This window comes from Allobosea spartocytisi (assembly GCF_014764685.1).
Lineage (GTDB): Bacteria > Pseudomonadota > Alphaproteobacteria > Rhizobiales > Beijerinckiaceae > Allobosea > Allobosea spartocytisi.
Genome location: NZ_JACXWY010000009.1, coordinates 136,829 through 158,594, shown reverse-complemented (window position 1 = coordinate 158,594; position 21,766 = coordinate 136,829). Strand labels below are relative to the sequence as shown.

Sequence of the window (21,766 nt, the reverse complement as noted above, 5' to 3'; positions counted from 1 at the left end):
TTGTGACTATTTTGCGATGCACAAAAATTTAGACTTCATTTTATTCGGCAATTCTTCCGACAATCCCGAGAATATACTTCCAATTTTGAAATATCCCTCGCCATCCGCTCCTCGCCTCGGGTCGCGTCAATCCTCGCGGAATGCCCGGTTGAAGCTGTCGGTGAAGGGCGAGATCAGATAATCGATCGCGCGGCGCGCGCCGTTGACGATCATGACCTCCGCGGTCATGCCGGCATGCAGCACGATCTTATGGCCCTTCAGGCTGTCGGGATCGATCTCGGCGCGCACGACGAAATAGGCAACGCCGGATTTCTCGTCGACGAGCTGGTCCGGCGCGACATAAGTCACCTTCGCCTCCAGCGGCGGCAGGGTCCGCGAGTTGAACGCGGTCAATCGCACGCGGGTGGGCGCCCCGACGCGCACCACATCGATATCGCGCGGGTCGACCTTGGCCTCGACGATCAACGGCTCGTTCTCCGGCACGATGTCGAGGATCGCCTCGCCGGCCGTGATCACGCTGCCGGCGGTGCGCATGCGGATATTGGTGACGATGCCCTCCTGAGGAGCGGTCACGATCAGGCGGCGCAACACGTCCCGCGCCTGGACGATGCGCTCGATGACCTCCGACAGCGCCAGCTGGGCTTCCTGAATGTCGCCGGCGATCTGGTTCTGGCGCTCGAGGCTGATCGACAGGATCTCCAGATTGGCGCCGGCCACCGCCTGCTCGGCCTTGGCCTTGCGCGCGGCGAATTCGCCGGCCCGCCCGGAAAGCTCGCTCTGCCGGGTCTGCAGCTCGACGAGCTGGCTGCGCTTGGCGTAGCGCTTCTCGTAGAGATCGGTGAGAATCCGGACCTCGTCGTCGATCAGGGAGCGCTGCCGGATGGTGGCGTCGATCTGCGCGTTCAGCGCCTCGGACTCGGCCTGATGCTGTTCGATGACGCGCTGTTGGATGTTGATCTTGCCGTCATGGACCTGCGCGCGTGACTTGAACAGCGTGAGCTCGGCACGCAGCACCTCGCGCGCGATCGGGCTCTCTCCCCGCTCGACGATGTCGGGGAAATCGACCTCGGGCGCATTCGCCTGCTCGGCCCGGAGGCGGGCGAGCTTCGCCTCCAGCCCGATCCGTTTCGCCTCGAGCTGCTGCAATTCCGCACGGGCGCGGGCATCCTCCAGCCGCAGCAGCGGTTCATCCTTGGCGACCCGCTCGCCCTCGGCCTTGAGCAGGGTCTTGAGGATGCCGCCTTCGAGATGGCTGACCGTCTTGCGTTTGCTGTCGACGGCCACGACGCCGCTCGCCACGGCGGCATTGTCGAGCCGGGCCGTGACCGCCCAGGCGCCGAAGCCGCCGAAGCCCACGCCGATCGCCGCCACCCCGGCGAGAACCAGGCTGCGCAGGCTCGGCACGCGCTCCTCCGGTTCCTGCCACGCGGCGGAGGCGACAGGCAGCATTTCAGGCCGTTTGATCAGGGAGTTTCCGGTCACGCCTTCACCTCGCGAACGGACGGAGCGGATGGGGCGGCATTCGCCGCGGCCGGCTCGATCTCCACGCGCCCGCCGGGCGTGATCATGCCGGCGATCGCCGCGCGTGGGCCGAATTGCTGGACGCGGCCGTCCTTCAGGATGAGGAGCTTGTCGACGACCTGCATCACCGAGGGGCGGTGCGCGATCAGAATGACGATGGCCCCGCTCTCGCGCGCGGCCGCCACGGCACGGATCAGACTCTGCTCGCCCTCGGCGTCGAGATTGGCGTTCGGCTCGTCGAGGACGATCAGGCGCGGCAGCCCGTAGAGCGCGCGCGCCAGGCCGATGCGCTGGCGCTGGCCGCCGGACAGCTTGAAGTCGCTGTCGGCCACGCTGGTGTCGTAGCCGAGCGGCAGCCGGCCGATCAGCTCATGCACGCCGGCGATGCGCGCCGCTTCGAGGATCGCATGCGGATCGGGGGCCCGCATGCGGGCGATGTTCTCCGCGATCGTGCCGTTCAGGAGCGAGACCGATTGCGGCAGATAGCCGACCATGGCCCCGAAGGAGCCGCGCTCCCAGAGATAGGTGCTGTGGCCGTCGAGATAGACGCCGCCGGCATTCGGCTTGAGGACGCCGACGAGAAGCCGGGCCAGCGTCGACTTGCCGGCGCCCGACGGCCCGACGATGCCAAGCACCTCGCCCGGCTCCAGCGAGAAGGACACGCCCTTGATCACGGTCTGCTCCGAGCCGGCTGGGGCAAAGATCACGCGGTCGACCACCAGATCGCCCTGGCAGGGCGGCGTCGGCACGGTCTGGCGCTGCGAGCTGCGCGACAGCACCAGCTCCCGCACCCGCTTCCATGCGGTCGCGGCCAGCACCCATTGCCGCCAGTCGGTGATCATCGAATCGAACGGCGCCAGCAGCCGACCGAGCAGGATGCTCGCCGCCATCAGCGTGCCGGCCGTGACCTCCGCGCGGATGATCAGCACGGCGCCGGTGGCATAGACCGCCAGCTGCATCGTCATCCGGCACGAACGCGTCAGCGCCGCGATGAACTTGGCGCGGCGCGTGCCCATGTCGAGCTGCTCGATCATGACGAGCTGCTGTCCGCGCCAGCGCTGCGACAGCGCCGGCAGCATGCCCATCGCCTCGATCGTCTCGGCGTGACGCAGGCTGGAGCCGACCTCGTTGATGCTGGCGACGCCGGCCTCGTTGGCCTCCTTGAGGATCCGGCGGGTCAGCATGTCCGACAGCACGCCGAGCAGCAGCAGGATGATCAGCGAGGCCAGTCCGACCAGCCCGTAGACGGGGTGCAGCGCGAACAGCACGGCGAGGAAAACCGGCGACCAGGCCGCCTCCAGCGGTGTCGCGATGGCCGAGCTTGCGATAAAGAAGCGGATGTCGTTGAGATCGCGGATCGCCTGCGTCGCCTGGCCCGAGCCCTGTTCGAGCGAGGCGCTCACCGCCGCCTGCAGGGCCGGCAGGTTGAGTCGGCGCGCGAAGATGCTGGCCATGGTCTGGAAGGTCAGCGAGCGGATGAACTCGATCGTGCCATAGAGCGCGAGCGCCCCCACCGCGACGACGAGCAGCATCGTCAGCGTGTCGTAGCTGTGGCTGACGGTCACCCGGTCCTGGACCTGCATCATGAAGAGCGGGACGGTTAGCAGCAGCAGATTCACGCACAGGCTGAGAAAGCCGGCATAGCCGAGGCCGCCCACGAACGACCGCTGCAAATCCCTGACCAAGGCGTCGGAGGCGGTCTGCACAGCCTTCATTCCTATCTCCGGAAAGCGAGGGTTGCCGAGCCAGAAGGATGACGTCACCATTGGGCGACGCCGACCAAGCGTCAGCATTGGGAACGTGATATGCGCGGAGTGTCAAGATTATGACAGATTAGAACTCTATCTCCTCACGCAGCGACTCAGCAAATGCGGCGTGATTATGGGATATTTCGAAATTCGAAGTAGTTTCCATCTAATTCACGTTTGATAAATTCTTATCTTTTGGCCACGCAGTATGGCACGTGCTTTGCCATAGGCTTCACTGGGGAAAGGGAGAAAAAAGGGTGGATTGTCCAAAACTCGATCAGACGGGGTAAGGAATGCACTTCAAATTGCATGGCGGCGGGCAATTTTCAGGCAGATCCTTGAACGGCCATCACCAGCCCAACGGCGATGGCGATCTCGAGGACGGTCCCGAGCGAAGGCTTTCCGCCTTTGATCTGGCCCGTGTCATCGAGCGCGTGAGCCGAAGATTTCTCGACTATCTGCGCCTCGAGCTGGGCAAGCTCGGCATCGAGGACATCTCACCTGCGCAGGTGATGATTCTGTTAACCATCGGGCAAGGTGAGATCGCGGTCCGCGACCTGCTGGATCGTGGGCATTACGGGGGCTCGAACGCCTCCTATAATCTCAAGCAGCTCGTCGAGAGCGGCTATCTCGATCGAACGGCGTCGCCACGCGACCGCCGGCTGGCCAAGATCTCGCTCTCGCCCAAGGGGCAGATGCTCTGCGAGCGGCTGCGCCTGCTCGACGAAACCAGCCAGTTCAGCCAACGCTCCGAGAACGGAACCGAGGCCGATCTTCTGACGACTCACGAAACCCTGCGCCGTCTGGAGCAGTGGTGGAACGATTCCCTCCGTTACGGCGGTGTCTTACTGGCCTCATGCATATCCTATTCGTTCATCGTGCAGGATCTGGTCAGTTCGCTTCTTTGATCGCGAACCTCGTCGCCCAGGGCGACGAGGTCACGCTGATCACCGAACGCCCTGCGCAGGAGCAGGCCGGCGTGCGGCAACTGACCTATGCGGTCGGGGAAGCATCGACACAGCACCCGGCGCTTGCCGCCACCGACTATCATCTGCGCACCGGGGAGGCCGTTGCGCAGATGATGGCGTCCCTGAAGACGACCGATCCGCCCGATGTCGTGATCGGGCACACCGGCTGGGGCGGGCTTCTCTTCGCGCGTGACGCGCTGCCGGACGCCGCCTTGATGGGTTACTGCGAATATTACTACCGCAGTTCCGGATCGGATCTGGATTTCGGTGCGACCGCGCCGATCCCCCTGGCGGAGCAGCAGCGCATCCGCATGCGCAACGCCGCGCAACTCCTCGCCCTCGACACGCTCGACGCGGCCTACGCCCCGACGCAGTGGCAGCGCCGGCAATATCCTACAGCCTATCGCCAGCGCATCGCCGTCTGCCATGACGGGATCGACACCGCACTCTGCCGGCCCGAGCCGCAGGCGCGCTTCACCTTGCCGGATGGCCGCGAGCTCGCGCCGGGCGCGCCGGTCGTCACCTTCGTCGCGCGCGACCTCGACCCCTATCGCGGCTATCCCCAGTTCATGCGCGCCGCCGCCATTCTGGCGGAACGCGATCCGGACCTGATCTTCGTGGCTGTCGGTGGCGATGGGGCAGGCTATGGCCGCCCGCGCGACGATGGTCGCGTCTGGCGCGAAGCGATGCTGGCGGAAACCGGGCTCGCCGATCGCATCGTGCACATCCCCTGGCTGCCTCATGACGAACTGATCAGGCTGTTCCAGGTCTCGGCGGCACATGTCTATCTGACGGTCCCCTTCGTGCTGTCCTGGTCGCTGCTGGAGGCGATGGCCTGCGGCTGCCTCGTCGTCGCCTCCGACACGCCGCCGGTGAGGGAGGTGGTGCGCGACGGCATCAGCGGCCTGCTCGCCCCGTTCGACGACCCCGCCTTACTGGCGCGGCGCATCGGCGAGGCGCTGCGGCACGCCCCCGCGATGGCGCCTCTGCGCCACACCGCACGCGAAACGATCCGGGCCGGATATGAACGCGAGCGTTGCGTGGACCGCCAGATCGGCTGGATTCACAGGCTGAGCGGCTAGCCGCTGCTACGCGCGGGCATTTTCGGGCGAGGCGGATCGATACCAATGCGCATGAGGAAAATACTCGGACAGCCCGACCTCAGCCCGGCGCGCCGCGAAAGGCCGGCGGGGGCTTGAGGCGGCGCTGAAGGCCTCGACCAGCTCGCCGGTCGGCCGTCCGCGTTGGCGAAATAGGAAGATCGGAACCCGTATCGCCAGCCGGAAGCTGCGGAAGACGAGGCCGTGGCCGTCGCGCATCCGCGCCGCCTCGCTATCAGCGATGCCGACGCCGCAACCGGCGGCGAGCGCCGCGTGCGGCCTCGCTTCACTGCCGGCCTCTTTCCGCGCCGATCGCCTCAGGCCGTTCCGGCCGGCCGGCGGGCATCGGCGTTGACGCGCTCGACATCGCTGCGCGACAGAGCGAGATCGGACAAGCCGCGCTCGTCCATCGCATAGAGAGCGCGCGCGCTCGCCCTCGCATCGAGCCAGGCCTCGAGCTGCAGCAGGAGTTTCAGGGCACCGCCGCGCGAGCGATGGGAAAGGGAAAGCTGGGCTGTGGCTGGGCTTGCGAACATGGCATGCCTCTCAGGTGACTTGATTGCCCGGGAATCTGCGCCTTGCCGTGGCGTCAAGCAAATGCGAAGTTCTTCGCATTGCCCAAGTTGAGCTTGGCCTGTCATGAGCCGCCGCCATCTTCCGCCGCTGGCCTCCTTGCGCGCCTTCGAGGCTGCCGCCCGGCATCGTAATTTCGAGAAGGCGGGCGATGAGCTGGCTGTCACCGCCAGTGCTGTCGGCCAGCATGTCAGAGCGCTCGAAACCTGGCTGCGGCGCCCGCTCTTCATTCGGCTGCCGAGCAAGGGCGTGGCCCTGACCGAAATTGGCGAGCGCTATGCCGCGACCGTCTCGCAGGCGCTCGACCAGCTCAACGAGGCGACGGCGCGGGCCTTGCGCCCGGAGACGCCGAATGTCCTGACCGTCAGCACCTTGCCGAGCTTCGCCCTGAACTGGCTGATTCCCCGGCTCGGCTCCCTTAAGGAGCGCCAGCCCCATCTGGAGGTGCGGGTCGAGGTCTCGGTGAGCCTGACCGATTTCGCCCGCGAGAACGTGGATGTGGCGATCCGCTCCGGCCGCGGCGGCTATCCGGGCCTGCGGGCGGATCTCCTGATGGAGGAGAATTTCTTTCCCGTCTGCAGCGCCTCCCTGCTCGGCGATCCGGCCCGGCCGCTGCGCGAGCCGGCGGATCTGCGCCATCACACCTTGCTGCACGAGATCCCGGAAGGAATCCCCGACTTCGTCACCTGGCCGCGCTGGCTCGCGGCGGTGGGCATGCCGCAGATCGACGCGAGCCATGGGCCGCGTTTCTCGCACACCTTTCTCGCTTTGCAGGCCGCCGCCTCGGGACAGGGCGTGGCGCTCGCGACCAATGTCCTGATCGGGGATTATCTCGATGCCGGCCGTCTGGTCCGGCCCTTCCCGGATCAGGTCAGGGGTCCGCACCAGTATTATCTGGTCTGCCCGGAGGCGTCGGCGCAGCGGCCGGCGATCGCCGCGTTCCGGCAATGGCTCCGCGACGAGGCGGCAGCCCATCGCCTCGCGGCCGGCCCGGGATGACCGCGTCGTTCCGCTGAAAGTCAGCCCGTTCTAATGAAGTGGACGCGCGGCACCATCCGGCCGGGTTTCGGGCGTCCTGCGGCTCGCATGGGCCAGCGCCAGAATGAAGGCGAGCGACAGCAGGAGCACGATGGTCGGCGCCGGCGCACTGTCGATGAAGAACGAGAGATAGACCCCGAGGAACGAGCCGATCACGGCCATGACGACCGCCGCGAGCAGCATGATGCTGAACCGGCGGGTCAGCAGGAAAGCGATGGCGCCCGGCGCGATCAGCATGGCGATGGCCAGGATGATGCCGACGGCCTGCAGCGCGCCGACGATCGTCAGCGAAATCAGGCTGAGCAGGCCGTAATGCAGCAGGTTCACCCGAAGGCCGACCGCCCGCGCCTGCGCCGGATCGAAGGCGTGCAGCAGGAAATCCTTCCATTTGATGCCGATCACGCCGGCCGTCAGCAGGGCGATCAGCGCGGCCCCGCCGATATCGGCCCCGGAGACGCCAAGCATGTCGCCGAAGAGAATATGGTCGAGATGCACCTCGGACTGGATCTTCACATAGAGGACGAGGCCGAGCCCGAACATGCCGGAGAAGACCACGCCCATCACAGTGTCCTGCTTGATCCGGCTGTTGTCCTTCAGGAAGCCCGTTGCGGTGGCACAGATCATCCCCGCAGCAAAAGCCCCGACGGCATAGGGAAAGCCGAGGATGTAGGCGAGGACCACGCCGGGAAAGACGGCATGGCTGATCGCATCGCCCATCAGCGACCAGCCTTTCAGCACGAGGAAGCAGGACAGCAGCGCCATCGGTATGGCGACGACCACCGCGATCACCAGCGCATTGACCATGAAGTCGAAGCGGAAGGGCTGGAGCAGCGTCTCGACGAGGATCGTCATGCGGCCTCCAGGGTGCGGGCGGCGCGGCGACGGGCGGCCAGCATGCCGTGCTTGGGCGCGAGGAAGAAGGCGAGCAGGAAGATCGCCGTCTGCAGCACGACGATGATGCCGCCGGTGGCTCCGTCGAGATGATAGCTGGCATAGGCGCCGGCGAAGCTGGTCAGCGTGCCGATCGCAACCGCGATCGCCAGCAGCCGGGGGAAGCGATCCGTCAGCAGATAGGCGGTGGCGCCGGGCGTGACGACCATGCAGATGACGAGGAAGGCCCCCACCGTCTGCAACGCCGCGACCGTGGACGCCGAAAGCAGCGTGAAGAACATCAGCTTCAGAGCGGTCGGGTTGAGGCCGATCGAACGCGCATGGCTTTCATCGAAGAAGGTGACCATGAGGTCCTTCCATTTGACGAGCAGGACACCGAGCGAGACGGCGCCGATCAGCGCGAGCTGAATCGTGTCGGCGGGGGTGATGGCGAGGATGTTGCCGAGCACGATGGTCTGGATGTTCACCGAGGTCGGCGACAGCGACACCATGAACAGGCCAAGCCCGAAGAAGCTCGAGAAGATCAGGCCGATGATGGCATCTTCCTTCAGCTTGGTCCGCTGGTTCAGGAAGAGCATCGCGCCGGCGGCGAGCCCGCCGGAAAAGAAGGCGCCGATCGAGAAGGGCAGGCCCAGCATATAGGCGCCGGCCACGCCCGGCACGATCGCATGCGACAGCGCATCGCCGATCAGCGACCAGCCCTTCAGCATCAGGTAGCAGGACAGGAAGGCGCAGACGCCGCCGACGAGGGCCGAGACCCACATGGCGTTGCGCATATAGCCATAGGAGAAAGGCTCGAGGAGAACGGCGATCATTCCCCGCCTCCTTCGCGCATCCCGGCCTCCCGGCGGGCCGCCCTGCCCTCGCGCAGGATCAATGGCCGCTCGTCGTCGGTGATGACGCCGACGGGCGCCTGCCCGGCGCCATGCGCCTCGTTCAGCACGACATGGCGCAGCACGCCGCCGAAGGTCTTCTGCAGGTTCTCCTGGGTGAAGGTGTCCGCGGTCGGGCCATGGGCCAGGACCGTTCCCTTGATCAGGATCGTCCGATCGCAGAATTCCGGCACGGAGCCGAGATTATGCGTCGAGACCAACATGACGCGGCCCTCCGCCCGCAATTCGCGCAGCAGCGCGATGATCCGCTCCTCGGTCTTGACGTCGACGCCGGTGAAAGGCTCGTCGAGCAGGATGACCCGGCTGTCCTGGGCGAGCGCCCGCGCCAGGAAGACGCGCTTCTTCTGGCCGCCCGAGAGCTCCCCGATCTGGCGCTTGCGAAAGGCGCCCATGTCGACGCGGGCGAGCGCGGCATCGACAGCCGCGTGATCGGCGGCCTTCGGGATGCGCATCAGGCCCATGCGGCCGTAGCGGCCCATCATCACGACATCCTCGACCAGGACCGGGAAGTTCCAGTCGACCTCCTCGGCCTGCGGCACATAGGCGATCAGATTCTGGCGCAGCGCCTGCCGGATCGTCAGCCCGAGCACGCGGATATCGCCTTTGGCGAGGCGCACGAAGCCCATGATCGCCTTGAACAGCGTCGACTTGCCGGAGCCGTTGACGCCGACGAGAGCCGCGATCGTGCCCGTAGGGATCCGGAAGCTCGCATCCCGCAACGCCGTATGGCCATTGCGGTAGGTGACCGTCGCACCGGTCACCGCGATGCCGCCCCCCGCCTCGGACCCGGCGAGGAGGGCTTTGGCATCGACAGGCGCGTTCACTGCGCCAGCCCCCTGGCGATGGTGCCCGAGGTGACCTTAAGCAGGTCGATATAGGTCGGAACCGGACCGTCGCTCTCGCTCAGCGAATCCACATAGAGGACGCCGCCATATGCCGCCCCGGTTTCCCGCGCGACCTGCTGGGCCGGCTTCGGCGAAATCGTGCTCTCGGAGAAGACCACCGTGATCTTGTTCTTCCGCACCGCGTCGATGACCTTGCGGACCTGCTGCGGCGTGCCCTGCTGGTCGGCGTTGATCGGCCAGAGATAGAGCTCTTTCAGCCCGAAATCGCGTGCCAGATACGAGAAGGCGCCCTCGCTGGAGACAAGCCAGCGCTTCTCGGCGGGAACGGCCGCGAGTTCCGCCCTGATCGGCTCGATGGCGGCCTTGATCCTGGCCTTGTAGGCTTCCGCATTGGCCTTGTAGGTCTCGGCATTCTGCGGGTCGTACTTCGCGAAGGCGTCGCGGATGTTGTCGACATAGATCAGCGCGGCCGCCGGCGACATCCAGGCATGCGGGTTCGGCTTGCCCTTATAGGGGCCTTCGACGATGCCCATCGGGGCGACGCCCTGCGAGACGACGACGCCCGGCACGTTCCTGAGATTCTGGAAGAACTTCTCGAACCAGAGCTCGAGCCCGAGGCCATTCCAGAGGATGAGCTGCGCGCCCTGGGCGCGCTGGATGTCGCCTGGCGTCGGCTGGTAGTTGTGGATTTCGGCGCCGGGCTTGGTGATCGACTCGACGACCGCCGCGTCGCCCGCGACGTTTTTCGCGATGTCCGCAATCACCGTGAAGGTGGTGACGGCCTTGAACTTGCCCTGGGCGGCGGCCGGCGAGCTGCCCAGCACGGCGGCGAAGGCGGCGCCCATGAAACCGGCCAGGATCGATCGACGCGAAGCAGCGGGCATTGAGGCATCCTTATTGACAATGAATTGCAGAAGCAATTTACTGCTACCTCGAAGCCCTCACAATTTGCAAGTGCGATTTATTAGCAATTACAGAGTTGGAATTGCCCCGACCCACTGGCCGCCGGCGGCGTTCGACGACGGAGCGGGCGCTCAATAGGTGACCGTCGCCTGGATCGTATCGGCATAGGCGCCCGGTGACGGCGTCGCCTGAGCCGGCACGCGCCCATAGACGAATGTCGTCTGTGCCAGGCCCGATCCCAGCCCCGCCAGGGTATTGGCACCGAGCGTGTTTCCGAACGCCTGGGTGCGCCCCGTATCCCGGTAGAGGCCATAGGTGATCCCCTCGCCCCCCTTGACCATGCGCCGCAGCGTCGGATTGGTGGCGCCCGACAGGCCGCCATCGAGTCCGATCTGATAGGCGGTTCCGTTCGTGCAGGTCGGCGCCAGGCTGGTGAAGGCATCATGGGGGGCAGTCAGGACGCCGACCGGCCCGAAATTCAGGTCGCTGGTCGTGACCCTGCAGGTCGGCGGCACGTTCGCCGTGACGTTGAAGCTCGCTGTCTGGGTGACCGTCAGCAGATTGCATCCGAGCAGGAAGGAGAGGAGCCCATAGCGGATCTGCGCATCGGCGCCGGAAAAACTGCTGCTGTAAGGCACCGGCGCAGCCGTGGCCTGGCCGCTATAGACGCGGCCATAGATCGTGACGCTGCGGCTGCCGGTGCCGCCGGGCATGGACAGATTGAAGCCAACGGGCGATGCGCCTCCTGCCGCCCACGCCCCCGATCCCCAGGGGACACTCGCCGCCGCATCGGAGAACAGGCCGTAACGGAGCTGGTTGGCGCCGTTGACGAGGGTGCGATTCGCCGCATTCGTGCCGCCGCCGCTGCCGGGCCCCAGCTCTATGCAGACTCCCACCGGCAAGATTGTACCCGAGCAGGAGACCGTGGCCGTGGCCGTTCCGTTCACCTGCGCATTGGCCGTGACGTCGACATCGCCAAAGGCCAGGGGCGTGATGCTCAAGGAGCAGGATTGAGCGCTCGCCGGCCGGGCCGCCGGCAGCATCCCTGCCGCCGCGAGCATGGTCCAGAGGCACAGCCACAGCAGACTGCGCGCTATTGGCATCGGACCGGCCCGATCGAGACTTGCGCCTTGTCCCGGGGCGCGAAGGGAAACCGCGCATGGCAGGATCCCGCCTCGAGCCGCACGACCACCTCGTTATCCGCCGACAGGTTCTCGATGAAGGCTCGGCCGTCATAGCCCACCGTGAATTCCGGCGCGGCGGCGCTCGTCCCCCTGAGGCCGGGCTGAAGCGCGCCCGTCGCCCCGACGCGCAAGGGGCGCCCCGCCGCGTCCTGAAGGATGACGATCGCCGCGTTGCTCATCGACCTGACGCCGAAATCGACGATCACGCCGGCCCGATCCGACGGGGCGCGCAATTCGACCGTGGTCTCCGAGGACGCATCGACCGGCAGGTCGCGGGGGTCGATCGAAATCTTGTTGGCCTGATAGGATCGCAGCGTCGGGATGAGCGCGCTGCCGGATGCGTCGGTGCGGGCGACCACCCGGTTCTCGAACAGCACGTCGACGCCGGGGACGCCGACCTTCGCCACGGCGAACGCATCGTCGATCCGGTTGCCGGCGAAGACGCTGCCCCCCGCGATCGCCACCGAGCCGTCGAGCTGCATCGTCCCGGTGAAGCCTCCGTCGCCCTGCGCCACGCCGGCCTCGATCTGGCCGGCGGCGCCGCGATAGGCGACGGACGCCGCCCGCCGCGTCTGTCCGGACGGTCCTTCGACATCGCGGATGCGCCAGCCGACGCTTCCGATCTCCTGGCCGATGGGCTTGTTGACGTCGGCCGCGAGCGACCAGGTCGAGCCCGTGCGGCTGGCGCCCGCCGAGGAGGTGATGTCGCTCCCGAACGGAAACGACAGCCCGGCGAAAACGCCAGCGGAACTGCGATCCGCCAGATCGGTGTAGAAGGTGGCGTAGAATGAGCCGCCACCCCAGAGCGGCCGCGTATAGCTCGCATTCACGATCCGGTTGGCGCGCCCCAGCGCCGGCTTCACATGGGCGAAGCCGAGGCTGACCGCTCCGCCCAGCAGCGGCACCGGCACGCCGATCGAGACCCTGTCGAGCGCGCGCGGCGGCAGAAGCATCCGCTCCCATCTGTCGCCGCTCAGCGTCGGCGAGCCCGCCGTCGCGACATAGTCGGTGACGCCGCCGCCCAGCCCCGGGAACGGAACGCCGCTGACCGCGGCCAGATCCCTGTAGGCTCCGAAGGTCCTCTGGGACGCGGCCATGAAGGACACCCCCCAAAGCTGCGTCTCGAACGAAACATAGGATTGGCCGCCAATGCGGCCATCGTTCCAACTGCCGGCGCCCGCCGCGGTCAGGACACCGTAGCGACCGAGGCCGAAGACACCGCCGACGCTGCCCATGCCGAGCCCGCGCGTCCCCTCGCCATGAGCGACCACCGTGACGGTGTCGGTGATGCCATAGCGCGCGCTTGCCGATCCCGCGACATCGTCGCCATAGAGGTTGGACCGCAGGCCGTATTGCAGCCGCGGCAGGCCAAGCTCGGCGGAAAAGTCGAACAGGCCGGGCCGGAGCAGATTGCTGGACACGACGAAGGGCAGGCTCGACTCGCTCTGCCGGCCCGAGGCATCGCGCACGACGACGCTGGCATTGCCGTTGCCGGTGAGGATGGGGATGTTGGTGATGCGGAACGGGCCGCTGCCGACATCCTGTGAAATGGCCTTCGCGCCGTTGACGAACACGTCGACCGTCGACGGCACCGCCGCGGAACCCGTGACGCTGGGCAGCGGCAGCGTGATCAGGTCTGGACGCAGCCCGAAATTCCGCTGGAACTGTAGGCCGCCCAGGCGGACGGGGCGGGTCCATGCCAAGCCGCTCGAGATCAGGTCGCCAGCGCGGTAGGTCAGCAGGGTCTCCGGGTCGGAATAGGTCCAGCTCGTCTCCAGGCGGAGCGCTTCGGTCGATCCCCCCGCAAGCGACCGGTCGCTCAGGATCCCGGTCTGCGAGATCACGCCGATGGGGCTGAACAGTCGCGCGTCGAGCGTCGCGGACAGGGTGGGATAGCGCCAGAAGCTGCCCAATTGCTTGTCCTCGGATGTTCCGAAGAGCGTGTAGTTGAGGACGGCACCGGTGCTGCCGCGCTCGGGCTTCGGCGCGGGCGTGGCGCTGGAAGGCTGCGCGTCGTAGGTCTTGGGCAGGCGCCCCTCCGGCGGCAGCCTGATATCGATCCGCTGCGCCGCCTCGTCATAGCGGAAGGTCAGGCCGGGAATGGCGAGCAGGGCGACCTCGTCCGCCGCCTTGAAGGCACCGGGGACCTTGACGCCAAGCTCCTCCAGCTCCTTGCGAAGCGCCAGGATGTCACCGCGAGGATTTTGACGAAAGGCGCCGATCAGGCCGATCGCCTGGCCGTCGAGAAGAACATCGAGATGCAGCTCGCGGCCGGCACCGTCCTCGCCTCGAGCGGGGTTCGCAGCCCAGCACGCCGATCCAAGCACCAGCATCGCCATGGCTGCGAACCTAGCGGCTGGCGGACACCGGCAGCGGCGCATTGAACGAGCCAATGTCGGTCATGCCGGAAATCGTGAACCGCGCGCCCGACCTCGCTGACGGCGACGAGGGAAGGACCCATTGCATCGACGAACCGCCGAGCGAATAGCCGAGAAGCCCCTTCGTCTCGGACACCACCTTTCCGGAGGCGTCGCGGATCGTGATCGCGGCGAAGCGTGCGCGCCTTTCTCCGCTGTTCACCGCGCTCAGGGTCAAGCCCTTGTCATGGCGGCTGACCGACCAGGCGACCGAGGCGGGCGAAGCGGATTTCCGGCTGAAGAAGACGGGCACCACATGGCGCATGACCAGAGCCACGGTTCCGGGCGTGCGGTTCGGCTTGGGCAATTCGTCGATGACCAGCCGATACGCCTCCTCTCGCGCGACGGGCTGCCCCGTCACCCGGACGATCCGGACCGTGTAATCCTGACGGGAACGCAGCTGAACGACCGGCGGGCTGGCCACGACGTCGTCCACGGGCTCAAGCCGTTCGGCTCCGTCGCGCTGGATCCAGCGAAAGACGCGGATCTGGGCGGTGATCGGTTCGACATCCGTGTTGCGCAGGGTGATCGTCGCCGTGTTTCCGGGCGCCGGGAGGTCCAGCAGCACGGGGGCGACCTGCAGGGAAGCCGCATCCGCCACTCCGGCGATGAGGCTTGCAAAACCAATTCCGATGACCGCGCTCTTCATGCGGGTTTCCTTCTGTTCCGGCACAGCGGCAGGGATCGGCGCTGCGCATGCAGCTCCGTCGCGCCTCCTTCGGTTAGGCCTGGTCGATCGTCGGCGGCAGGCGAGCGCAATTGCGCCGGTCAGTAGGTCACCGTCACCGTGATGGTGTCGGTGTAGAGCGCCGGCGCGGGGGTGGTTTGGGGCGGAACCCGGCCGTAGACGGTATAGTTCTGCGCCGCGCCGCTCCCGATCCCGGCAACGGTATCCGTCGCGATGGTCGATCCCCAGTTCTGGGTTCGGCCGGCGTCACGGAAAAGCGCGTAATTGATCAGGCCGCCGGTCCCCGCCATTTGGCGCGTCGTGACGGAGCCACCATTCACGCCCTGGTTGAGCCCGATGGAATAAGGCGTCGTGGCCGTGCACTGGACGCTGATAGTACTCGTCGAATCGACATTCGCCGAAAGGACGCCGGCGTTGCCGAAGTTAAGATCCGAGGCACTGACAACAATGCAGGTAGCCTGGATATTGATCTGAACCTGGAAATTGCCCGTAGCCGTGGCCGCATTCGAGGCACTTGACACAAGGGAAGCTATCAGTACTGCCGGAACGAAATGTATTCTTGCCATAATGAAAACATCCATTGTCAGGAATTTAGGCAAGTCGATACAATAGGAGTATTGGGCCAGCTTGGTTAATGGATGCTTAACATCGCAACCTGAGCGTGCTGGCGCCGGCGTCCGTTCACGCACCTCACGCGGCCTGCAATCCTCGGAACGAGGCCCGCAGCGCTGCTGCGCCTCGTTCCGGCGGAAGCGGCCCCCAACGACGTCGACGCCCTGCTTTTCTGAAGCGAAACCGGTCCGCCGCCGGCTCCTACGATCAGCTTCCGATGGACAGGCCATCCATGCCGGCAAGCGCATCGAGCTCTTTCGCAATCCCGGCCTGGAGCCAGAGAGCGATCTCGACGACGACGGGGCTCAGGGGCTTGGACCGGGGCGCGACCAGGCTATGGTGCTGGCCGGTGCGGATGACGAGATCCGAGGCGGGCACCAGCATGCCCTTCAACAGCATGCTCGCGATGACGCTGACCCAGCCGAGCGCGATGCCCTCGCCGTTGAGAGCGGCCTGGAGAATGACGGAGTAATCCGTGAATTCGTGCCAGACGCCACGGGACGTGCCGCGATGGACGACGTTGCCCCATTCCTTGGCCCATTTGGGGGTCGCGTGGTCCGTCAGCCACAGGAACACATGTCCGGCCCCATCGCCCTTATGGTCGAGCGGGCCGCGGGCGCTGAGATAGGCCGGGCTGCACACCGGGAAAATGATCTCGGGCGCGAAAGACCAGCGATGAAAGCTTTCATCGTCGTCGGCGACGATGCGGGTGGCGAGATCGACATTGTCCGGGATGCCGCGCAGGACGCCCGGAACCAGATCGAAGCGGATATCGACCTGCGGGAATGCCGCATTGAACTCGCTGAGACGCGGCAGCAGCCAATGGGCCACGAAAGAGCTCGACATCGAAAGCGTGACGACAGGCTTCGTCGAACTCTTGCGACGCTGGATCGCCTCGATGGTCTCGGCAATACGGGTGACGGCCTCACCGAGGACGTCATGGAGCGCGCGCCCGTCAATGGTCAGCTCGATTCCACGCGCGCGGCGTTCGAAGAGCTTGACCCCGATGGCCGCCTCCAGCTCGGCGACGCTGCGGCTGATCGAGGGTTGGGTGACATTGAACTCGGCCGCCGTCGCCGTGAAGCTGCCGGTGCGTGCCGCGGCCTCGAAGATCAGCAGCCCGCGCGCCGACGGAACCAGGTGAGGAAGAAGAGCCATACGCTCAGCGTATCTCTCGCCAAGCTTTTTTCAATCTACTCCGCTTCCGGCATCTGCCGCAGGATCGCAGGGAGATCAGCCATATGACAGCGGCAGCGCAGCTTCGCAGCTGTCATCACGCATGCGTATAGGCTTTGGCTTTGACGAGGACAATTCGGTGAGTGCAGCACAGCTAACCGCCGCTCCAGCGCCCGGTGCAAGCCTCGACCCGCTTCTCGAGGCGTTCGCGATCAAGAAACTGCGTTTCCGGAATCGCATCGTCAGCACCAGCCACGCCTCCATGCTCGACGATGGCGGGCTGCCGCTGGAGCGCTATCAGCGCTACCATGAGGAAAAGGCCCGCGGCGGGCTCGCCATGACGATGATCGGCGGCTCGGCGATGACCTCCCCCGACTCCAGCTGGGGCGGCGGCCAGCTCGATCTCTCCAGCGACCGCATCATTCCGCATCTGGCGCAATTATCGGCGCGCATCCACGGCCATGGCGCAGCCGTGATGTGCCAGGTCTCGCATCTCGGCCGCCGTGCCACCTCCTATGGCTGGAACTGGCTGCCGGTGCTGGCGCCGTCGCGCGTGCGGGAGACGCGCAACCGCAACTTTCCCAAGGAAATGGATGAGGCGGATATCGCGCGGATCATCCGGGATTACGCCGATGCGGCGCTGCGTTGCATGGAGGGCGGGCTCGACGGCGTCGAGACCGTGACGGGAGGCCATCTCATCGGCCAGTTCCTGTCGCCGCTCACCAACAAGCGCAGGGATCGCTTCGGCGGCTCGCCCGAGAACCGCGCCCGCTTCGGCCTGATGGTCCATGAGGCCATTCGCAAGCGCGTCGGTGACGACGCCGTGGTCGGCATCCGCTTCGTGATCGACGAAGGCGTCGCCGATGGATCGAGGTTCGAGGATTGCCTGCAGCTCGCCCGCATCTTCGAGCGCGAGGGGCACATCGATTACTTCAACTGCATCTACGGCCGCATGGACACCGATCTGGCGCTGGCGGAAGACAACATGCCCGGCCTGTTCCAGCGCAGCGCGCCCTATCTCGACAAGGTGGCGCAATTCCGCCGCGAGACGAAGCTGCCGCTGATCCATGCCGGCGGCATCCGCGATATCGCAACGGCCCGCCATACGATCCGCGAGGGCATCGTCGACCTGATCGGCATGACGCGCGCCCACATTGCCGACCCGCATATCGTCAACAAGCTCATCCGGGGCGATGAGGAGCGGATCAGGCCCTGTGTCGGGGCGTCCTACTGCCTCTACAAGAAGGTCAACTGCATCCATAACCCCGCCAGCGGGCGCGAGACCGTGCTCGGTCACGAGGTGAAGCCGGCTTCGCGGCGCCTCAAGGCCGTCGTCGTCGGTGGCGGCCCCGCAGGCCTCGAAGCGGCCCGCGTCTGCGCCGAGCGCGGCCATTCCGTCATCCTGTTCGAGGCGGCGCCCAGGCTCGGCGGCCAGCTGCTCGTGGCAACGGCCGCGGTCGAACGGCGCGACCTGATCGGCATCGTCGACTGGCGGATCGGCGAATTGGCGCGGCTCGGCGTCGATATCCGCACGAACTGCTATGTCGAGGCCGACGCGGTGCGCGCCGAGGAGCCCGACCTCGTCATCATCGCCACGGGCGGCGTTCCCGACACCGACTGGCTGGAGGGCGCCGAGCTCTGCGACACAGTCTGGGACGTGCTGACCGGAACGGTGCCGGGCAAGGACGACGTGCTCGTCTACGATGGAACCGGGCGGCAGGCGGCGGCGTCCTGCGTCCTGCATCTCGCCCAGCAGGGCAAGACGGTCTCCATCGCCACCCCGGACGACGCGCTTGCCATCGAGATGTCCTATATCGACAGATCCGGCTTCAGGAAGCGCTTTGCGGAGCTTGGCATCCGCTCCTTCACCGAGATCAGGCTGGAGAAGGTCGAACGCCGGGGCAACGCCCTTCAGGCCAGCTTCCGCCACGAGCTGACCGGTGCGCAAAGCCGGATCGAAGCGAGCCAGATCGTCATCGAGCACGGCACATTGCCCGCCGCCGAGATCTATCACGCGCTGAGAGCGCTCTCGGCCAATGACGGTGTCACCGATACCGCTTTCATGGTCGGCGATGCGGAGGCTGAAGCGCCTCCGGCCGGCAGCTTCCTTCTGCATCGCATCGGCGACGCCGTGTCGAGCCGGGACATCTATTCATCGATCTACGAGGCCTACCGGCTCTGCTCGAAGCTTTGAGCGGGGCGCGCCCGGACGATGGACATGGCATCGTCGCGTGGACCTTGCGAAGCTTCACAGGAAGCACTGTTCACGCCGTCGGAAAGTAAATCGTCGCCGTAATTTAGAATATTTATAATGTTTTGGCCTCGGCTAGCCCTTTTCTCGCAGGGCCGTTAAGAGGTCGCCCCACAGACAACTTTCCTTGGACATGACGCGTGGGCAGCTTCAAATCGCTTGTGATCGCGGTCGGGCTTTGCGTCGCCGGCGGCGTTGCGACCCCGGTTGCGGCAGCTCCGAACAGCTACCCGCTGACGCTCGACAATTGCGGCGTGAAGATCACCTTCCAGAAGGCTCCGCAGCGGGCCATCGGCCTCGGCCAGAACAGCGCCGAAATCATGCTGCTACTCGGGCTCCAGGACAGGATGGTGGGCACCGCCTTCTGGCCAAGCAAGGTCCTGCCGCAGCTTGCCGACGCCAATGCCAAGGTGAAGCTCCTGACCGTGGAGTTCCCGACCTTCGAGAGCCTCCTCGCCGAGAGGCCGGATTTCGTCGCAGCCGCCCTTCCCACGCTGCTCGGTCCGAGCAGCAAGGTCGCCAAGCGCGAGGATTTCGAGCGCGTCGGCGTTCCCAGCTATCTGTCCCCCAGCACCTGTCTCGATACGAAGGGCAGCAAGGACGCCTATGGCAGCCGCGCCCAGCTCTGGAGCACGGATGCGCTCTATCAGGAGATCGACGAGCTCTCGCGGATCTTCGACGTCGCGGATCGCGGCCAGGCCCTGATCGCCGATTTCAAGGCGCGTGAGGCGGCGCTGCGCGCCAGCGTGACACCGGGCGACCGGAAACTCTCCTACGTCTTCTGGTTCTCCAGCCCTTCTCCCTCCGCCGACGCCTATCTCGGCGGCAAGAACGGCGCCTCGGGCTTCATCGCCGACCTGCTCGGCGGTCGCAACGCCATCCAGACCGAGGCCGAATGGCCGACGCTGGGCTGGGAAGGCATCATCGCGGCGAAGCCCGACGTGATCGTCGTCGCCAGCCTCGACCGCAACCGCTGGGAGCTCGACAAGCCGGAGGCCAAGATCAAGTTCCTGACCACGGACCCGGCGGTCAGCCAGCTCGCCGCCGTCAGGAACAAGGCGATCGTCGTCATGGATGGCCAGGCGATGAACCCCACCGTCCGGACGATCTACGGCGCCGAACAGGTGGCGCAGCAGTTGAAAGCGCTCGGCCTGCTGAAGTGAACGGGGAATACGGCGCCCTCCAGGGCAAGGCGGCCCTGGCCGGCCTGCTGCTGGGATCGCTGGCGGCGATCGGACTCGCCATCGGTCTCAGCGTCGGCATCGGCGACCTGCCGATCCCGCTCGGCACGACGCTCGCCGCCGTCACCAACCGGCTGGGCTGGTCGTCGGTCGAGATCGATCGCGTCTACGAGACGGTGATCTGGGATTACCGCTTGAGCCGCGCTCTGGTCGCCGCCTTCTGTGGCGCCGGCCTCGCACTCTCCGGCGCGATCATGCAGTCGCTGCTGCGCAACCCGCTCGCGGAACCCTATGTGCTCGGCATCTCGGCGGGCGCATCGACCGGCGCGGTCGCCATCATCATCCTGGGTCTGGGCGGCGGCGTTCTCTCGCTGTCCGGCGGCGCGTTCCTCGGCGCCTTCGCCGCCTTCTGCTTCGTCGCCCTGCTCTCGAACGGCACGCGCGGCGGCGCCGACCGCACCATCCTGGCGGGCGTAGCGGCTTCGCAGCTCTTCAATGCCGCGACCTCCTATATCGTCACCACCTCCGGCAACGCCCAGCAGGCCCGCGACGTCATGTTCTGGCTTCTCGGCAGCTTCGGCGGCGTGCGCTGGCCGGAGTTCATGCTGGTTTCGGTGGTCGTCAGCCTCGGGCTCGTCGCCTGCCTCTGCTATGCCCGGACGCTCGACACTTTCGCCTTCGGCGACGAGACCGCCGCCTCCCTCGGCGTCAATGTCGGGCGGGCCCGGATCGTCCTCTTTGCCCTGACCGCGATGATGACCGCGACCATCGTCAGCATGGTCGGCTCGATCGGCTTTGTCGGCTTGATCGTGCCCCATACCGCCCGGGCCCTGATCGGCCCCCTCCATGTCCGGCTCCTGCCGGCCTGCGTGCTGATCGGCGCGGTTTTCATGGTCTTGGCGGATGTCGCTTCGCGTGCCCTGATCCCGCAACAGGTGCTCCCGATCGGCGTCGTCACCGCTCTCGTCGGCGTGCCGTTCTTCTCGATCATCCTCTACCGGCTGCAGCGTGCCTCATGAGCATCACGGCAGAGAATCTGGTCTGGCGGATCGGAAGCAGGACGATCGTCGACGGCGTCTCCTTTGCCGCCGAGCCCGGCCGGATGCTGGGATTGCTCGGCCCCAACGGCTCCGGCAAGACCTCGCTCCTGCGCCTTTTGACCGGTCTGAAGCGGCCGCAATCGGGCCGCGTGCTGCTGGATGGAAGCGATCTCGCATCGCTGGGTGCCCGAACGGTGGCGCGTCGCGTCGCCTTCGTCGAGCAGCATGCGACCACCAGCGCCAATCTCCGTGTCGTCGATGTCGTCCGGCTCGGACGATTTCCGCATCGCTCCTGGATGTCCCGCTGGACCCATGCGGACGACCGTGCCGTGGACGAGGCGCTCCAGCGCGCCGGCATGCAGGACCGGCGCAACGAGCGCTGGCAGAGCCTGTCGGGCGGCGAGAAGCAGCGCACGCATATCGCCAGGGCGCTCGCACAGACGCCGACCGAGCTGATCCTCGACGAGCCGACCAACCATCTCGACATCCAGCACCAGATCGGCGTGCTGAAGCTCGTCGCGAGCCTGCCGATCACCAGCGTGGTCGCCCTGCACGACCTCAACCACGCCGCCATGTTCTGCGACCGGGTGATCGTCATGCAGCAAGGCCGGATCGTGGCGTCCGGACCGCCGGACGCGGTGATCAGCGAGACGCTCCTGCGGGAGGTCTTTTCAGTCGAGGCGCGCGTCGAGGCGTCTCCTCACCATCACAGACCGCATATCCACTATCTGCGGTGA

General features: G+C 66.3%; 19 protein-coding genes. 7 read left to right on the top strand and 12 right to left on the bottom strand.

Going from position 1 to position 21,766, the window contains the following annotated elements:
- Positions 1–126 precede the first annotated feature (126 nt).
- Together IED13_RS16165 and IED13_RS16160 are read right to left on the bottom strand one after the other, a co-directional pair.
- On the bottom strand, positions 127–1,482 hold the full coding sequence (locus tag IED13_RS16165; RefSeq protein WP_162720185.1) for an HlyD family type I secretion periplasmic adaptor subunit: 1,356 nt from the start codon (positions 1,480–1,482) through the stop codon (positions 127–129).
- Positions 1,479–3,236: a type I secretion system permease/ATPase gene (locus IED13_RS16160; protein WP_191124765.1), complete on the bottom strand. Its 1,758-nt coding sequence runs from the start codon at positions 3,234–3,236 to the stop codon at positions 1,479–1,481. Before IED13_RS16160 ends, IED13_RS16165 begins: the two co-directional genes overlap by 4 nt.
- Before the next feature lie 326 nt (positions 3,237–3,562).
- Between IED13_RS16160 and IED13_RS16155 the strand changes: the two genes are divergently transcribed.
- Both IED13_RS16155 and IED13_RS16150 read left to right on the top strand, forming a co-directional pair.
- A complete protein-coding gene (locus IED13_RS16155) occupies positions 3,563–4,177 on the top strand; it encodes a MarR family transcriptional regulator (RefSeq protein WP_133565511.1) in 615 nt (204 codons plus the stop codon).
- Complete coding sequence (locus IED13_RS16150) at positions 4,174–5,319, top strand: glycosyltransferase (RefSeq protein WP_191124764.1); 1,146 nt, start codon at positions 4,174–4,176, stop codon at positions 5,317–5,319. The genes IED13_RS16155 and IED13_RS16150 overlap by 4 nt, the downstream gene beginning before the upstream one ends.
- 335 nt (positions 5,320–5,654) lie before the next feature.
- Here IED13_RS16150 and IED13_RS16145 read toward each other — a convergent pair whose 3' ends face one another.
- Positions 5,655–5,873: a YjiS-like domain-containing protein gene (locus IED13_RS16145; RefSeq protein WP_038363236.1), complete on the bottom strand. Its 219-nt coding sequence runs from the start codon at positions 5,871–5,873 to the stop codon at positions 5,655–5,657.
- Positions 5,874–5,976: 103 nt separating this feature from the next.
- On the opposite strand from IED13_RS16145, the gene gcvA reads away from it, so the two are divergent.
- A complete protein-coding gene (gene gcvA, locus IED13_RS16140) occupies positions 5,977–6,909 on the top strand; it encodes a transcriptional regulator GcvA (RefSeq protein WP_191124763.1) in 933 nt (310 codons plus the stop codon).
- Between the two features lie 30 nt (positions 6,910–6,939).
- Here gcvA and IED13_RS16135 read toward each other — a convergent pair whose 3' ends face one another.
- The 9 genes from IED13_RS16135 to IED13_RS16095 all read right to left on the bottom strand — a co-directional run bounded on the left by IED13_RS16135 (position 6,940) and on the right by IED13_RS16095 (position 16,539).
- On the bottom strand, positions 6,940–7,800 hold the full coding sequence (locus tag IED13_RS16135; RefSeq protein ID WP_191124762.1) for a metal ABC transporter permease: 861 nt from the start codon (positions 7,798–7,800) through the stop codon (positions 6,940–6,942).
- Complete coding sequence (gene sitC, locus IED13_RS16130) at positions 7,797–8,654, bottom strand: iron/manganese ABC transporter permease subunit SitC (RefSeq protein WP_191124761.1); 858 nt, start codon at positions 8,652–8,654, stop codon at positions 7,797–7,799. The genes IED13_RS16135 and sitC overlap by 4 nt, the downstream gene beginning before the upstream one ends.
- Positions 8,651–9,556 carry a manganese/iron ABC transporter ATP-binding protein gene (locus tag IED13_RS16125; protein ID WP_318652269.1) on the bottom strand — a complete coding sequence of 302 codons (906 nt, stop codon included), beginning with the start codon at positions 9,554–9,556 and terminating at the stop codon, positions 8,651–8,653. Before IED13_RS16125 ends, sitC begins: the two co-directional genes overlap by 4 nt.
- Positions 9,553–10,461, bottom strand: a complete 909-nt coding sequence (locus tag IED13_RS16120) for a metal ABC transporter substrate-binding protein (protein WP_191124760.1) — start codon at positions 10,459–10,461, stop codon at positions 9,553–9,555. Before IED13_RS16120 ends, IED13_RS16125 begins: the two co-directional genes overlap by 4 nt.
- Positions 10,462–10,611: 150 nt before the next feature.
- On the bottom strand, positions 10,612–11,523 hold the full coding sequence (locus IED13_RS16115; RefSeq protein WP_191124759.1) for a Csu type fimbrial protein: 912 nt from the start codon (positions 11,521–11,523) through the stop codon (positions 10,612–10,614).
- Positions 11,524–11,573: 50 nt separating this feature from the next.
- On the bottom strand, positions 11,574–14,003 hold the full coding sequence (locus IED13_RS16110) for a fimbria/pilus outer membrane usher protein (protein WP_191124758.1): 2,430 nt from the start codon (positions 14,001–14,003) through the stop codon (positions 11,574–11,576).
- 10 nt (positions 14,004–14,013) lie between these two features.
- Complete coding sequence (locus IED13_RS16105) at positions 14,014–14,730, bottom strand: fimbrial biogenesis chaperone (RefSeq protein ID WP_191124757.1); 717 nt, start codon at positions 14,728–14,730, stop codon at positions 14,014–14,016.
- Positions 14,731–14,849: 119 nt separating this feature from the next.
- On the bottom strand, positions 14,850–15,335 hold the full coding sequence (locus tag IED13_RS16100; RefSeq protein ID WP_133565569.1) for a Csu type fimbrial protein: 486 nt from the start codon (positions 15,333–15,335) through the stop codon (positions 14,850–14,852).
- Positions 15,336–15,588: 253 nt separating this feature from the next.
- On the bottom strand, positions 15,589–16,539 hold the full coding sequence (locus IED13_RS16095) for a LysR substrate-binding domain-containing protein (RefSeq protein WP_191124756.1): 951 nt from the start codon (positions 16,537–16,539) through the stop codon (positions 15,589–15,591).
- A 121-nt stretch (positions 16,540–16,660) separates the two neighbouring features.
- Here IED13_RS16095 and IED13_RS16090 point away from each other — a divergent pair, with 121 nt between their 5' ends.
- From IED13_RS16090 to IED13_RS16075, 4 genes are all read left to right on the top strand, one after another.
- The gene (locus tag IED13_RS16090; protein ID WP_191124755.1) at positions 16,661–18,751 is read left to right on the top strand and encodes an oxidoreductase; all 2,091 of its coding nucleotides are present in this window, start codon (positions 16,661–16,663) and stop codon (positions 18,749–18,751) included.
- Between the two features lie 197 nt (positions 18,752–18,948).
- Positions 18,949–19,971, top strand: a complete 1,023-nt coding sequence (locus IED13_RS16085; RefSeq protein ID WP_191124754.1) for an ABC transporter substrate-binding protein — start codon at positions 18,949–18,951, stop codon at positions 19,969–19,971.
- A complete protein-coding gene (locus tag IED13_RS16080; RefSeq protein WP_191124753.1) occupies positions 19,968–21,008 on the top strand; it encodes a FecCD family ABC transporter permease in 1,041 nt (346 codons plus the stop codon). Before IED13_RS16085 ends, IED13_RS16080 begins: the two co-directional genes overlap by 4 nt.
- Entirely contained in the window at positions 21,005–21,766 is a 762-nt protein-coding gene (locus IED13_RS16075; protein ID WP_142023115.1) for an ABC transporter ATP-binding protein, read from the top strand. The genes IED13_RS16080 and IED13_RS16075 overlap by 4 nt, the downstream gene beginning before the upstream one ends.

Coding starts and splice junctions, on each gene's coding strand:
- IED13_RS16160 (WP_191124765.1), bottom strand. CDS start 3,236: ATGAAGGCTGTGCAGACCGCCTCCGACGCCTTGGTCAGGGATTTGCAG.
- IED13_RS16155 (WP_133565511.1), top strand. CDS start 3,563: ATGCACTTCAAATTGCATGGCGGCGGGCAATTTTCAGGCAGATCCTTG.
- IED13_RS16145 (WP_038363236.1), bottom strand. CDS start 5,873: ATGTTCGCAAGCCCAGCCACAGCCCAGCTTTCCCTTTCCCATCGCTCG.
- gcvA (WP_191124763.1), top strand. CDS start 5,977: ATGAGCCGCCGCCATCTTCCGCCGCTGGCCTCCTTGCGCGCCTTCGAG.
- IED13_RS16135 (WP_191124762.1), bottom strand. CDS start 7,800: ATGACGATCCTCGTCGAGACGCTGCTCCAGCCCTTCCGCTTCGACTTC.
- sitC (WP_191124761.1), bottom strand. CDS start 8,654: ATGATCGCCGTTCTCCTCGAGCCTTTCTCCTATGGCTATATGCGCAAC.
- IED13_RS16120 (WP_191124760.1), bottom strand. CDS start 10,461: ATGCCCGCTGCTTCGCGTCGATCGATCCTGGCCGGTTTCATGGGCGCC.
- IED13_RS16115 (WP_191124759.1), bottom strand. CDS start 11,523: ATGCTGCCGGCGGCCCGGCCGGCGAGCGCTCAATCCTGCTCCTTGAGC.
- IED13_RS16110 (WP_191124758.1), bottom strand. CDS start 14,003: ATGGCGATGCTGGTGCTTGGATCGGCGTGCTGGGCTGCGAACCCCGCT.
- IED13_RS16105 (WP_191124757.1), bottom strand. CDS start 14,730: ATGAAGAGCGCGGTCATCGGAATTGGTTTTGCAAGCCTCATCGCCGGA.
- IED13_RS16100 (WP_133565569.1), bottom strand. CDS start 15,335: ATGGCAAGAATACATTTCGTTCCGGCAGTACTGATAGCTTCCCTTGTG.
- IED13_RS16095 (WP_191124756.1), bottom strand. CDS start 16,539: ATGGCTCTTCTTCCTCACCTGGTTCCGTCGGCGCGCGGGCTGCTGATC.
- IED13_RS16090 (WP_191124755.1), top strand. CDS start 16,661: ATGCGTATAGGCTTTGGCTTTGACGAGGACAATTCGGTGAGTGCAGCA.
- IED13_RS16075 (WP_142023115.1), top strand. CDS start 21,005: ATGAGCATCACGGCAGAGAATCTGGTCTGGCGGATCGGAAGCAGGACG.